Here is a 12,205-nt window from a genome sequence, read left to right on the forward strand (position 1 = left end):
GAGGATACGCCATGCCACGTTCTCTCAAGAAAGGTCCATTCATTGACCTACACTTGCTGAAGAAGGTAGAGAAAGCGTTGGAAAGCGGAGACAAAAAGCCTGTTAAGACTTGGTCCCGTCGCTCAATGATCATCCCTCAGATGATCGGTTTGACCATCGCTGTCCATAATGGTCGTCAGCACGTTCCTGTTTTCGTTTCTGAAGAAATGATCGGTCACAAGCTAGGCGAATTTGCACCAACACGTACTTACCGCGGTCATGCTGCGGATAAGAAAGCTAAAAAGCGCTAAGGAGTAGGTAATGGAAGCTATCGCTAAACATCGCTTTGCTCGCATTTCGCCGCAAAAAGCTCGTTTGGTTGCAGATCAACTGCGCGGTAAGCCAGTTGCTCAAGCTCTAGAAATTCTTAATTTCAGCAACAAAAAAGCTGCTGATTTAATCAAGAAAGTTCTAGAGTCAGCTATCGCTAACGCAGAACACAACGAAGGCGCAGACATTGATGATCTTAATGTTGCTAAAATCTTCGTTGACGAAGGTCCTACCATGAAGCGTATTATGCCTCGTGCTAAAGGCCGTGCCGATCGCATCTTGAAGCGTTCTAGCCACATCACTGTTGTTGTAGCAGACCGCTAAGAGACTAGGAGAGAAAGCAATGGGTCAGAAAGTACATCCTAATGGTATTCGTTTAGGCATCTGTAAGCCTTGGAATACCACTTGGTTTGCTAACAGCCAAGAATTCGCTGACAACCTAGACGGCGATTTCAAGGTACGCCAGTTCCTTACTAAGGAACTAGCAAAAGCATCTCTATCACGCATCGTTATCGAGCGTCCTGCGAAGAGCATCCGTGTGACTATTCACACTGCTCGTCCAGGCGTAGTAATCGGTAAGAAAGGCGAAGACGTAGAGAAACTACGTGCAGCAGTTGCGAAGATCGCGGGCGTTCCAGCTCAGATCAACATCGCTGAAGTACGTAAACCAGAACTAGATGGTCAACTAGTTGCAGACAGCATTTCGTCTCAACTAGAGCGTCGTGTAATGTTCCGTCGCGCGATGAAGCGTGCAGTTCAAAACGCTATGCGTCTTGGCGCTAAAGGTATCAAAGTTGAAGTAAGCGGCCGTCTAGGCGGTGCTGAAATTGCACGTACTGAGTGGTACCGTGAAGGCCGTGTGCCTCTACATACTCTTCGTGCTGACATTGACTACGCAACTTCTTCGGCTCACACCCAATACGGTGTTATCGGCGTTAAAGTTTGGATCTTCAAAGGTGAAGTTCTAGGCGGCATGCCGGTTGAAGAGCCAAAGGCTGACAAGCCTAAGAAGCAGCGCAAAAGCCGTAAATAAGGAGTTTATTGATGCTGCAACCTAAACGCACTAAATTCCGCAAGGCCTTTAAAGGCCGTAACCGCGGTTTAGCGAACGGTACTGATGTAAGCTTTGGTACATTTGGTCTTAAAGCAGTCGGCCGTGGTCGTCTAACTGCTCGTCAGATCGAAGCTGCACGTCGTGCTATGACTCGTCATGTAAAACGTCAGGGCCAAATCTGGATTCGTGTATTCCCAGACAAACCAATCACATCTAAGCCTCTTGAAGTTCGTCAAGGTAAAGGTAAGGGTAGTGTGGAGTACTGGGTTGCACAGATTCAACCAGGTAAAGTTCTATACGAAATGGGTGGTGTTCCTGAAACATTAGCTCGTGAAGCATTTAATCTTGCTGCACGTAAGCTACCAATCAAGACAACATTCGTAATTAAGGCGGTGATGTGATGAATGCACTAGATCTACGCGCTAAAAGCGTTGAAGAGCTTAATGCAGAGCTTGTGAATTTGCTACGTGAACAGTTTAACTTGCGCATGCAAGCTGCGACTGGTCAACTACAGCAGACTCACAATCTTAAAACTGTACGTCGTGATATCGCACGTGTTAAAACTGTACTGACTGAGAAGGCTGGCGCATAATGAGCGATCAAATCCGTACTCAGCTTGGTCGTGTAGTTAGCGACAAAGGCGATAAGTCTATTGTTGTTGCTATCGAGCGTAAAGTGAAGCACCCGATCTACGGTAAGTACATCACACGCACGACTAAGCTTCATGCACACGATGAAAACAACGAATGTGGCCTAGGCGACATGGTTGAAGTTCGCGAGTGCCGTCCAATGTCAAAGACTAAGTCTTGGGCTTTGGTACGCGTAGTTGAGAAAGCACGTATTTAATACGTACTAACAACTACTTAAGTAAGCGGCCCTGAAAAACTTAGGGCCGTTCATTTTTTTATCTACCCATCGGTCGAAAATGGTGTTATTATTCGCCGCCTTTGAAGAAAAGGCATATCGACTCGATTTGGGTCTAGATGTTTTAAATTAGCGGAGCACTAACATGATCCAAATGCAAAGTATGCTTGATGCTGCGGATAACTCCGGCGCACGTAGCGTAATGTGTATTAAGGTTCTGGGTGGTTCTCACCGTCGCTATGCACATATCGGTGACATCATCAAGATTACTGTAAAGGAAGCAATTCCACGCGGTAAAGTTAAGAAAGGTGATGTACTGAAAGCGGTGGTTGTACGCACCCGTAAAGGCGTTCGTCGTCAAGATGGCTCTGTCATTCGCTTTGACCGTAATGCTTGCGTATTGTTGAACGACAACACTGAGCAACCTATCGGTACCCGTATCTTTGGCCCTGTGACTCGTGAACTTCGTAATACGAAATTCATGAAGATTGTATCACTAGCGCCAGAAGTACTTTAAGGAGCGACTATAATGGCAGCTAAAATCCGTCGTAACGACGAAGTTATCATTCTTGCTGGTAAAGATAAAGGCAAGACTGGTAAAGTAACTAAGGTTCTAGCAACCGGTAAAGTTATCGTTGAAGGTATCAACATGGTTAAGAAACACCAGAAGCCGGTTCCGGCAATGGGTGTTCAAGGCGGTATCGTTGAGCAGGAAGCTGCGATCGATGCGTCTAATGTTGCTATCGTTAACGGTCAAGGTAAAGCGGACCGTGTAGGCTTCCGATTTGAAGACGACAAAAAAGTTCGTTTCTTTAAATCGACTGGCGAAACTATCAAGTAAGTTTGGAGTAGTACTATGGCGAAACTGCATGATTACTACAAAGAGACTGTTGTAAAAGACCTTGCTGGCAAGTTCGAATACAAGAGTATCATGCAAGTCCCAAGGATCGAAAAGATCACACTTAATATGGGTGTGGGCGAAGCTATCAACGACAAGAAGCTGCTAGAAAACGCTGCTGCTGACATGACTGCAATTGCAGGTCAGAAGCCGCTAATCACAGTAGCACGCAAGTCAGTTGCAGGCTTTAAGATCCGTGAGGGCTACCCTATTGGCTGTAAAGTAACCTTACGTGGCGAGCGTATGTGGGACTTTTTCGAGCGTCTAATTTCAATTGCTGTACCTCGTATTCGAGATTTCCGTGGTTTAAACCCGAAATCATTCGATGGTCGTGGTAACTACAGCATGGGCGTTCGTGAGCAGATCATCTTCCCAGAAATCGATTTCGATAAAGTAGATCGTGTACGTGGTTTAGACATCACAATCACAACTTCTGCTAAATCTGATGAAGAAGCTCTAGCTCTACTGTCTGCTTTTAACTTCCCATTCCGTAAGTAAAAGTAAGGGTTACTAATGGCTAAAGAATCAATGAAGGCACGTGAAGCTAAACGTGCCAAGCTAGTAGCTAAGTTCGCTGAAAAGCGTGCTGCGCTAAAAGCTCTAATTAGCGACGTGAATGCGTCTGAAGAAGATCGCTGGAATGCAGTGCTTAAACTTCAGTCACTACCACGTGATTCTGCGAAGTCTCGTCAGCGTAATCGCTGTAACCAGACTGGACGTCCACACGGCTACCTACGTAAGTTCGGTCTTAGCCGTATCAAGGTTCGTGAAGCTTGCATGAAAGGCGAGATTCCGGGTCTACGTAAAGCAAGCTGGTAATACCAGTAAGCAATTCAGAATCACGGAGTATTAACTTATGAGCATGCAAGATCCGATTTCGGATATGCTGACCCGTCTTCGTAACGGTCAGGCAGCGAAAAAAGTTGCTGTAAAAATGCCATCTTCTAAGCTTAAAGTTGCAATTGCAGCATTATTACAAGAAGAAGGTTTCGTGGCTGACTACACTGTAACAGGTGACGTTAAGCCAGAGCTAGAAGTTACACTTAAGTACTTCGAAGCTAATCCAGTTATTGAGCAAATCCAACGTGTTTCACGTCCTGGTCTACGCATCTACAAGAAAAAAGGTGCGCTACCATCAGTGATGGGTGGCCTTGGTATTGCTGTTATTTCCACTTCCAAGGGTCTTATGACCGACCGCGCTGCACGCAAAGCGGGTCTTGGCGGTGAGATTATCTGCTACGTAGCATAATAGGAGTAGAACATGTCTCGTGTTGCAAAAGCACCAGTAGTTTTCCCTGCCGGCGTAGAAGTTAATCTTAACGGTCAGGAAATTACTGTTAAAGGTTCAAAAGGCGAATTAGTTCGTGTTATGAACCCAGCAGTAGTTCTAACTTTGGAAGAGAACAAAGTTACTTTCGGTCCTCGTGAAGGGTTCGATAAAGCTTGGGCACAAGCAGGTACTGCTCGTGCACTAGTTAACAACATGGTTGTTGGTGTTACCGAAGGCTTCACTAAGAAGCTGACTCTTAAGGGTGTAGGTTACCGTGCTGCTATCAAAGGCAACGCTGTAGGTCTAACTCTAGGTTTCTCTCATCCAGTTGAGCACGAACTTCCAGCAGGTATCAAAGCTGAATGTCCATCACAAACTGAAATCGTACTTACGGGTACTGATAAGCAGTTGGTTGGTCAGGTAGCTGCTGATATTCGCGCTTACCGTAGCCCTGAACCTTATAAAGGTAAAGGTGTTCGTTACGCCGACGAAGTTGTGCGTACTAAAGAAGCTAAGAAGAAGTAAGGTAACACTATGGATAAGAAAGCATCTCGTATCCGTCGTGCGACCCGAGCACGTCGTAAGATTGCTGAACTGGGCGCAACTCGCCTAGTTGTACACCGTACTCCACGTCACGTGTACGCTCAGGTAATCGCACCGAACGGCTCTGAGGTTATCGCAGCCGCTTCTACTTTAGAAAAAGCGATCCGTGAGCAAGTTAAGAGTACCGGAAACAAAGACGCTGCTGCAGTTGTAGGTAAAACTATTGCTGAGCGCGCGATTGAAAAAGGCATCTCTAACGTTGCATTTGATCGCTCTGGTTTCCAATACCACGGCCGTATCGCGACACTAGCAGAAGCTGCTCGTGAAGCTGGTCTGAAATTCTAAGGTAGGCGGAAGATGGCTAACGAAAAGACACAATCAGATTTGAATGAAAAACTGATCGCTGTTAACCGTGTTTCAAAAACGGTTAAAGGTGGTCGTATTTTCAGCTTTACTGCACTAACAGTAGTTGGTGACGGTAACGGTCGCATCGGTTTCGGTTACGGTAAAGCACGTGAAGTGCCTGCTGCAATCCAGAAAGCGATGGAAAAAGCACGTCGTAACATGGTTACGATCGCAATCAACGAAGGTACTCTTCACCACGCTGTTAAAGGCCGTCACACTGGTTCTCAAGTGTACATGCAGCCTGCATCAGAAGGTACTGGTATCATCGCCGGTGGCGCAATGCGTGCAGTGCTAGAAGTTGCGGGTATCCGTAACGTACTAGCAAAAACATACGGTTCTACTAATCCAATCAACGTTGTTCGCGCAACAATTTTGGGTCTAAGTGGAATGAACTCTCCAGAAATGATCGCTGCAAAACGTGGTCTTTCTGTTAAAGAAATTCTGGAGTAATCGACATGGCTAAAACTATTAAAGTAACCCAAACAAAGAGCTCTATCGGTCGTTTACCGAAGCATAAAGCTACTTTGCGCGGCCTAGGCCTTCGTCGCATCAACCACACTGTTGAACTTGAAGATACTGCTTGCGTACGCGGCATGATCAATAAAGTTTACTACATGGTTAAAGTTGAGGAGTAATCAGTATGCGTTTGAATACTCTATCACCGGCCGCTGGTTCTAAGCCTTCTGCGAAGCGCGTAGGCCGTGGTATCGGTTCAGGTCTAGGTAAAACTTGTGGCCGTGGTGTTAAAGGTCAGAAATCACGTTCAGGTGGTTCTGTTCGCCCAGGTTTTGAAGGCGGTCAAATGCCTTTGAAACAGCGTCTACCAAAGTTCGGTTTTACGTCTCGTAAGAGCCTAGTAACTGCTGAAGTTCGTCTAGCTGAGCTAGCGAAAGTTGAAGGTGATGTTGTAAGCCTTGAAACACTAAAAGCTGCGAATGTTATCACTAAGGACATTAAGTTCGTGAAAGTTGTACTTTCTGGTGATATCGCTCGTTCAGTAACAGTGAAAGGCCTACGCGTTACTAAAGGCGCTTTAGCTGCTATCGAAGCTGCTGGCGGTAAAATCGAGGAATAATTAACTCGAGGATGAGGTACAGATGGCTAAACAACCAGGACAAGATTTTCGTAGTGGACAAGGTGGCCTAGCAGAGCTTAAGTCACGCCTTCTCTTTGTATTAGGTGCGATATTAATATTCCGAGCTGGATCCTTTGTGCCTATTCCTGGTATTGACGCTGCTGTACTTGCCAGTCTGTTCGAGCAGCAAAAGGGTACCATCATTGAGATGTTTAACATGTTCTCTGGTGGTGCACTCTCGCGTGCTTCTATTTTAGCTCTGGGCATAATGCCGTATATTTCTGCGTCCATTATTGTCCAGCTGCTAACAGTAGTTCATCCAGCCTTGGCTGAGTTGAAGAAAGAAGGTGAAGCTGGCCGTCGTAAGATTAGTCAGTACACCCGATACGGTACGCTTGTATTGGCAACCTTCCAAGCAATTGGTATTGCAACGGGGTTACCAAGTATGATTCCAGGCCTGGTACATAATCCAGGTCCTAGTTTCTATTTTGTTGCCGTGGTTAGTTTGGTTACTGGTACCATGTTCTTAATGTGGTTAGGTGAGCAAGTTACCGAGCGTGGCATTGGTAACGGTATATCTGTGATTATTTTCACTGGTATCGTTGCTGGTTTGCCGCCAGCTATTGGACAGACCGTAGAGCAAGCGCGTCAAGGTGAATTGCACGTACTTCTTCTACTATTAATTGCGGTTATATCTTTTGCTGTGATTTACTTTGTAGTGTTCATGGAACGTGGTCAACGTCGTATCGTCGTTAACTACGCTAAGCGTCAACAAGGCCGTCGTGTCTTCGCAGCGCAGAGCACACACCTACCGTTGAAAATCAACATGGCAGGTGTAATCCCAGCAATTTTCGCATCGAGTATTATTCTGTTTCCAGGCACACTGGCTCAGTGGTTTGGACAAAGTGAAGGTCTTGGCTGGTTAAGTGATATTTCACTTGCACTTAGTCCAGGACAGCCACTTTATGTAATGCTCTACGCTGCTGCAATTATATTCTTCTGTTTCTTCTATACCGCGTTGGTGTTTAACCCTCGCGAGACAGCAGATAACTTGAAGAAGTCTGGAGCATTCATACCTGGTATTCGCCCGGGTGAACAGACCGCAATGTACATTGATAAAGTAATGACTCGACTAACCCTAGCGGGTGCGTTGTATATCACCTTTATCTGTCTGATCCCCGAGTTCATGATGATTGCATGGAACGTCCGCTTTTATTTTGGTGGTACTTCCCTACTAATCGTAGTTGTTGTTATCATGGATTTCATGGCTCAAGTTCAGACACATTTGATGTCTCAACAGTATGAGTCAGTATTGAAAAAAGCTAATCTGAAAGGCTACGGCCGCTAAGTTTAGTTTTCCATATTTACGGAGTTTAGCAATGAAAGTTCGTGCTTCCGTTAAGAAAATCTGCCGTAACTGTAAAGTTATCAAGCGCAACGGTGTTGTGCGTGTGATTTGCAGTGAGCCAAAGCATAAACAACGCCAAGGCTAATTAGCAGAAATATTTCTTGCAAATTGAAGATAGGTTGGCTAAATTAGTCAACCATCTTTTGTTATGTGCAAAAGAATTGTACCACCGCTGCGTATCCTGAACGGGCTCTGCAGCGGTTATTCTTGTAAAGTACTAGGAGTGAATAGTGGCCCGTATTGCAGGCATTAACATTCCTGATCAGAAACACGCTGTAATCGCATTAACTGCGATTTACGGCATCGGTAAGACTCGTTCTCAAGCTATTCTAGCTGAAACGGGTATTGCTGAAGATGTTAAGATCAGTGAACTAACTGAAGAACAGATCGATCTACTGCGTGATGGTGTAGCTAAATACACTGTAGAAGGTGATCTTCGTCGTGAAATTTCCATGAACATCAAGCGTCTTATGGACCTTGGTTGTTACCGTGGTCTTCGTCACCGTCGCAGTCTACCTCTACGTGGACAGCGTACTAAAACCAACGCACGTACCCGTAAGGGTCCGCGCAAGCCGATCAAAAAATAGTCGGATAAGGTAGAGTACAATGGCAAAACAACCAACTCGCGCTCGTAAGCGCGTACGCAAGCAAGTAGCCGATGGCGTTGCGCACATCCATGCTTCTTTCAACAACACAATCGTAACCATTACTGACCGTCAAGGTAATGCTCTTTCATGGGCAACTGCAGGTGGTTCAGGTTTCCGTGGTTCTCGTAAATCTACTCCGTTCGCTGCACAGGTTGCTGCTGAGCGTTGTGGTGAAATGGCCAAAGAATATGGCGTTAAGAACCTAGAAGTTATGGTTAAGGGCCCTGGTCCTGGTCGTGAGTCTACAATCCGCGCTCTAAACGCAGCGGGTTTCCGTATCACTAACATTGTTGATGCGACTCCGATCCCTCATAACGGTTGTCGTCCACCTAAGAAACGTCGCGTATAACGTTTAGTTTCTAGGAATATTGGAGAAAGAAAATGGCAAGATATTTGGGTCCTAAGCTAAAGCTTAGCCGTCGCGAAGGCACTGACTTATTCCTTAAGTCTGGTGTACGTGCGATTGATACCAAGTGTAAGATTGATAACGCTCCGGGCCAACATGGTGCTCGTCGCGGTCGTCTATCTGATTACGGCGTTCAGCTTCGTGAGAAGCAGAAAGTTCGTCGTACATATGGCGTACTAGAAAAACAATTCCGTAACTACTACAAGACAGCTGCCCGCATCAAGGGTAACACAGGTGAAAACTTGCTTCAGCTTCTTGAAGGTCGTTTAGATAACGTAGTTTACCGTATGGGCTTTGGTGCAACTCGCGCTGAATCTCGTCAATTGGTAAGCCACAAAGCGATTCTAGTTAACGGTCAAGTCGTAAACGTTCCTTCTTTCAAGGTAGCGGCAAACGACGTTGTTAGCATTCGTGAGAAAGCTAAGAACCAAGCACGCATTAAAGCAGCTCTTGAAGTTGCTACACAGCGTGAACTACCGACTTGGGTCGAAGTAGACAGCAGCAAGATGGAAGGTACGTTTAAGCGTCTTCCAGAACGTTCTGATTTGTCTGCCGACATCAACGAACACCTGATCGTCGAGCTTTACTCTAAGTAAGGCTACAGTTAAGAGAGGACACAATGCAGGGTTCTGTAACAGAATTTCTTAAGCCGCGTCTAGTTGACATCGAACAAGTCAGCTCTACGCACGCAAAAGTAACTCTAGAGCCGTTGGAGCGTGGTTTCGGCCACACTCTAGGAAACGCTCTTCGTCGTATTTTATTATCTTCTATGCCAGGTTGTGCTGTAACAGAAGTTGAAATCGACGGTGTGTTACATGAGTACAGCACCAAAGAAGGCGTTCAGGAGGATATCCTTGAAATTCTTCTTAACCTTAAAGGTCTAGCCGTTAAGGTTGAGGGTAAAGATGAAGTTATTCTTACTCTGAACAAATCTGGTGCAGGCCCTGTTGTTGCAGGTGACATCACCCATGATGGTGATGTTGAGATTGCGAACCCAGAACACGTAATCTGCCATTTAACTGATGACAATGCTGAATTAAGCATGCGCATCAAGGTAGAACGTGGTCGTGGCTACGTACCAGCATCAGCTCGTATTCACACTGAAGAAGATGAGCGTCCAATTGGTCGTTTGTTAGTAGATGCTACTTACAGCCCAGTGGACCGTATCGCTTACGCGGTAGAGGCAGCACGTGTAGAACAACGTACTGACCTAGACAAGCTTGTAATCGATATGGAGACTAACGGTACACTTGATCCTGAGGAAGCTATCCGCCGTGCAGCAACAATTCTTGCTGAACAATTGGATGCGTTTGTAGATCTTCGCGATGTACGAGTTCCTGAAGAGAAAGAAGAGAAGCCGGAGTTCGATCCGATCCTACTGCGTCCTGTAGACGATCTTGAACTAACTGTTCGCTCTGCTAACTGTCTGAAAGCAGAAGCGATCCATTACATCGGTGATCTTGTTCAGCGTACTGAGGTTGAGCTTCTTAAAACGCCAAACCTTGGTAAGAAGTCTTTGACAGAAATCAAAGATGTATTGGCATCTCGTGGTCTATCTCTAGGTATGCGCCTAGAAAATTGGCCACCTGCATCAATCGCTGAAGATTAATAGTTTACTGATATCTAGTTAGAAGGATTAGGTCATGCGCCATCGTAAGAGTGGTCGTCAACTCAACCGCAACAGCAGTCATCGTAAAGCGATGTTCAGCAACATGGCTAGCTCTCTGGTACGTCACGAATTAATTAAGACTACCTTGCCTAAAGCAAAAGAGCTACGTCGCGTAATTGAGCCTTTGATTACCCTAGCTAAGACCGACAGTGTTGCTAACCGTCGTCTTGCATTCGCTCGTACTCGTGATAACGAAGTTGTTGCGAAATTATTTAACGAACTAGGTCCACGCTTCGCAGCGCGTCCTGGTGGTTACACTCGTATCATGAAGTGCGGTTTCCGTACTGGTGATAAAGCTCCTATGGCTTACATCGAGTTACTTGACCGTCCTGCAAAGGAAGAAGCTACTGCTGAATAAGCACTAGCCGTTAAATAAGAAAAAAGCTGAGTCCTTTGGACTCGGCTTTTTTTTTGAGTTTTTATTAGTATTGTTTTCATAATATCTGCTACTGCTACTGCTACTGCTACTGCTACTGCTACTGCTACTGCTACTTCGTTTATCTTTATATTTCCTCTCTCCTTACTATTAAATTTTCTTTGTTGCTAGTTTTGAACATTCATTGTTAGTTATTATCATTTATAAATATCATTGGTGTGATTATTTTTATCAAATAGCGATAGATATACCTTTAATTGCCAACTGTTTATAACGAGTTAAAAATTGTCATCAATAACAAATAGATTATAAAAATACCAATTAATGCCATATCTGCTTTTAATCTAAGCAAACGAATTTATTTTTTAAAATTATGCTTGTCAGCTTTAAATATCTCCTTATAATGCGACCTCACTGACACGGACAACGGCGCAAGCGGTTACCGAAAGTCAGTATGTTCTTTAACAATTTGACCATGCAATCTGTGTGGGCACTCGTTGAATAGTTAAGTCGAAAGATTTATCAATGAACTGAGTGACCAATACAAAATGACGTAAGTTATTTTGGCACAGTCAATTCATTACCATTCTGTTCCTCTTTGTAGAAACAGAAGCGGTAATAGCTTTAAAATTACTAAGGTAGTTTTGAAGTCAGTATTCATTGAGCCGTCTCGAAAGAGACAACAAAACTTTAATTGAAGAGTTTGATCATGGCTCAGATTGAACGCTGGCGGCAGGCCTAACACATGCAAGTCGAGCGGTAACAGAAAGAAAGCTTGCTTTCTTTGCTGACGAGCGGCGGACGGGTGAGTAATGCCTGGGAATATACCCTGATGTGGGGGATAACTATTGGAAACGATAGCTAATACCGCATAATCTCTTCGGAGCAAAGAGGGGGACCTTCGGGCCTCTCGCGTCAGGATTAGCCCAGGTGGGATTAGCTAGTTGGTGGGGTAATGGCTCACCAAGGCGACGATCCCTAGCTGGTCTGAGAGGATGATCAGCCACACTGGAACTGAGACACGGTCCAGACTCCTACGGGAGGCAGCAGTGGGGAATATTGCACAATGGGGGAAACCCTGATGCAGCCATGCCGCGTGTATGAAGAAGGCCTTCGGGTTGTAAAGTACTTTCAGTTGTGAGGAAGGCAGTTAAGTTAATAGCTTGGCTGTTTGACGTTAGCAACAGAAGAAGCACCGGCTAACTCCGTGCCAGCAGCCGCGGTAATACGGAGGGTGCGAGCGTTAATCGGAATTACTGGGCGTAAAGCGCATGCAGGCGG

The 12,205-nt window shown here is 45.4% G+C and carries 23 protein-coding genes and 1 rRNA gene; all 24 read left to right on the forward strand.

Annotated features, from left to right (window positions below; all coding sequences use genetic code 11):
* Positions 1-11: 11 nt before the first annotated feature.
* Complete coding sequence (gene rpsS / locus C9I86_RS07585; RefSeq protein WP_005302795.1) at positions 12-290, forward strand: 30S ribosomal protein S19; 279 nt, start codon at positions 12-14, stop codon at positions 288-290.
* A gap of 10 nt (positions 291-300) precedes the next feature.
* Positions 301-633, forward strand: a complete 333-nt coding sequence (rplV, locus tag C9I86_RS07590) for a 50S ribosomal protein L22 (RefSeq protein WP_005302797.1) — start codon at positions 301-303, stop codon at positions 631-633.
* A gap of 19 nt (positions 634-652) precedes the next feature.
* A complete protein-coding gene (gene rpsC / locus C9I86_RS07595) occupies positions 653-1,342 on the forward strand; it encodes a 30S ribosomal protein S3 (RefSeq protein ID WP_036789594.1) in 690 nt (229 codons plus the stop codon).
* 11 nt (positions 1,343-1,353) lie between these two features.
* Complete coding sequence (gene rplP, locus C9I86_RS07600) at positions 1,354-1,764, forward strand: 50S ribosomal protein L16 (RefSeq protein ID WP_080159320.1); 411 nt, start codon at positions 1,354-1,356, stop codon at positions 1,762-1,764.
* Complete coding sequence (gene rpmC / locus C9I86_RS07605) at positions 1,764-1,955, forward strand: 50S ribosomal protein L29 (protein WP_036789604.1); 192 nt, start codon at positions 1,764-1,766, stop codon at positions 1,953-1,955. Before rplP ends, rpmC begins: the two co-directional genes overlap by 1 nt.
* Positions 1,955-2,209: a 30S ribosomal protein S17 gene (gene rpsQ, locus C9I86_RS07610; RefSeq protein ID WP_036789606.1), complete on the forward strand. Its 255-nt coding sequence runs from the start codon at positions 1,955-1,957 to the stop codon at positions 2,207-2,209. The genes rpmC and rpsQ overlap by 1 nt, the downstream gene beginning before the upstream one ends.
* A 163-nt stretch (positions 2,210-2,372) precedes the next feature.
* Positions 2,373-2,744, forward strand: a complete 372-nt coding sequence (rplN, locus tag C9I86_RS07615; RefSeq protein ID WP_045032667.1) for a 50S ribosomal protein L14 — start codon at positions 2,373-2,375, stop codon at positions 2,742-2,744.
* 12 nt (positions 2,745-2,756) lie between these two features.
* Entirely contained in the window at positions 2,757-3,068 is a 312-nt protein-coding gene (gene rplX / locus C9I86_RS07620) for a 50S ribosomal protein L24 (protein ID WP_036789611.1), read from the forward strand.
* 15 nt (positions 3,069-3,083) lie between these two features.
* Complete coding sequence (gene rplE / locus C9I86_RS07625; RefSeq protein WP_036789621.1) at positions 3,084-3,623, forward strand: 50S ribosomal protein L5; 540 nt, start codon at positions 3,084-3,086, stop codon at positions 3,621-3,623.
* Between the two features lie 15 nt (positions 3,624-3,638).
* Complete coding sequence (gene rpsN, locus C9I86_RS07630) at positions 3,639-3,944, forward strand: 30S ribosomal protein S14 (RefSeq protein ID WP_005370985.1); 306 nt, start codon at positions 3,639-3,641, stop codon at positions 3,942-3,944.
* 37 nt (positions 3,945-3,981) lie between these two features.
* Positions 3,982-4,374, forward strand: a complete 393-nt coding sequence (rpsH, locus tag C9I86_RS07635; protein ID WP_036789627.1) for a 30S ribosomal protein S8 — start codon at positions 3,982-3,984, stop codon at positions 4,372-4,374.
* A gap of 12 nt (positions 4,375-4,386) precedes the next feature.
* Entirely contained in the window at positions 4,387-4,920 is a 534-nt protein-coding gene (rplF, locus tag C9I86_RS07640) for a 50S ribosomal protein L6 (RefSeq protein WP_036789632.1), read from the forward strand.
* Between the two features lie 9 nt (positions 4,921-4,929).
* A complete protein-coding gene (rplR, locus tag C9I86_RS07645; protein ID WP_036789636.1) occupies positions 4,930-5,283 on the forward strand; it encodes a 50S ribosomal protein L18 in 354 nt (117 codons plus the stop codon).
* 12 nt (positions 5,284-5,295) lie between these two features.
* Positions 5,296-5,793, forward strand: a complete 498-nt coding sequence (gene rpsE, locus C9I86_RS07650) for a 30S ribosomal protein S5 (protein WP_036789639.1) — start codon at positions 5,296-5,298, stop codon at positions 5,791-5,793.
* 5 nt (positions 5,794-5,798) lie between these two features.
* Positions 5,799-5,978: a 50S ribosomal protein L30 gene (gene rpmD / locus C9I86_RS07655; protein WP_005302823.1), complete on the forward strand. Its 180-nt coding sequence runs from the start codon at positions 5,799-5,801 to the stop codon at positions 5,976-5,978.
* A gap of 5 nt (positions 5,979-5,983) precedes the next feature.
* Positions 5,984-6,418, forward strand: a complete 435-nt coding sequence (gene rplO, locus C9I86_RS07660; protein ID WP_036789641.1) for a 50S ribosomal protein L15 — start codon at positions 5,984-5,986, stop codon at positions 6,416-6,418.
* A 22-nt stretch (positions 6,419-6,440) separates the two neighbouring features.
* Positions 6,441-7,766: a preprotein translocase subunit SecY gene (gene secY / locus C9I86_RS07665; protein WP_045038820.1), complete on the forward strand. Its 1,326-nt coding sequence runs from the start codon at positions 6,441-6,443 to the stop codon at positions 7,764-7,766.
* 31 nt (positions 7,767-7,797) lie between these two features.
* The gene (gene rpmJ / locus C9I86_RS07670; RefSeq protein ID WP_000868186.1) at positions 7,798-7,911 is read left to right on the forward strand and encodes a 50S ribosomal protein L36; all 114 of its coding nucleotides are present in this window, start codon (positions 7,798-7,800) and stop codon (positions 7,909-7,911) included.
* 145 nt (positions 7,912-8,056) lie between these two features.
* Complete coding sequence (gene rpsM, locus C9I86_RS07675; protein ID WP_005370966.1) at positions 8,057-8,413, forward strand: 30S ribosomal protein S13; 357 nt, start codon at positions 8,057-8,059, stop codon at positions 8,411-8,413.
* A gap of 19 nt (positions 8,414-8,432) precedes the next feature.
* Complete coding sequence (gene rpsK, locus C9I86_RS07680; RefSeq protein WP_005370963.1) at positions 8,433-8,822, forward strand: 30S ribosomal protein S11; 390 nt, start codon at positions 8,433-8,435, stop codon at positions 8,820-8,822.
* Between the two features lie 32 nt (positions 8,823-8,854).
* On the forward strand, positions 8,855-9,475 hold the full coding sequence (gene rpsD, locus C9I86_RS07685) for a 30S ribosomal protein S4 (RefSeq protein WP_061000877.1): 621 nt from the start codon (positions 8,855-8,857) through the stop codon (positions 9,473-9,475).
* A 23-nt stretch (positions 9,476-9,498) separates the two neighbouring features.
* Positions 9,499-10,488: a DNA-directed RNA polymerase subunit alpha gene (gene rpoA / locus C9I86_RS07690; RefSeq protein ID WP_036789646.1), complete on the forward strand. Its 990-nt coding sequence runs from the start codon at positions 9,499-9,501 to the stop codon at positions 10,486-10,488.
* 34 nt (positions 10,489-10,522) lie between these two features.
* On the forward strand, positions 10,523-10,906 hold the full coding sequence (rplQ, locus tag C9I86_RS07695) for a 50S ribosomal protein L17 (RefSeq protein WP_045032685.1): 384 nt from the start codon (positions 10,523-10,525) through the stop codon (positions 10,904-10,906).
* A 709-nt stretch (positions 10,907-11,615) separates the two neighbouring features.
* Positions 11,616-12,205: ribosomal RNA gene (locus C9I86_RS07700) — 16S ribosomal RNA — on the forward strand; the annotation flags it as partial.

The organism is Photobacterium sp. NCIMB 13483 (assembly GCF_003025475.1).
GTDB classification, from domain to species: domain Bacteria; phylum Pseudomonadota; class Gammaproteobacteria; order Enterobacterales; family Vibrionaceae; genus Photobacterium; species Photobacterium piscicola.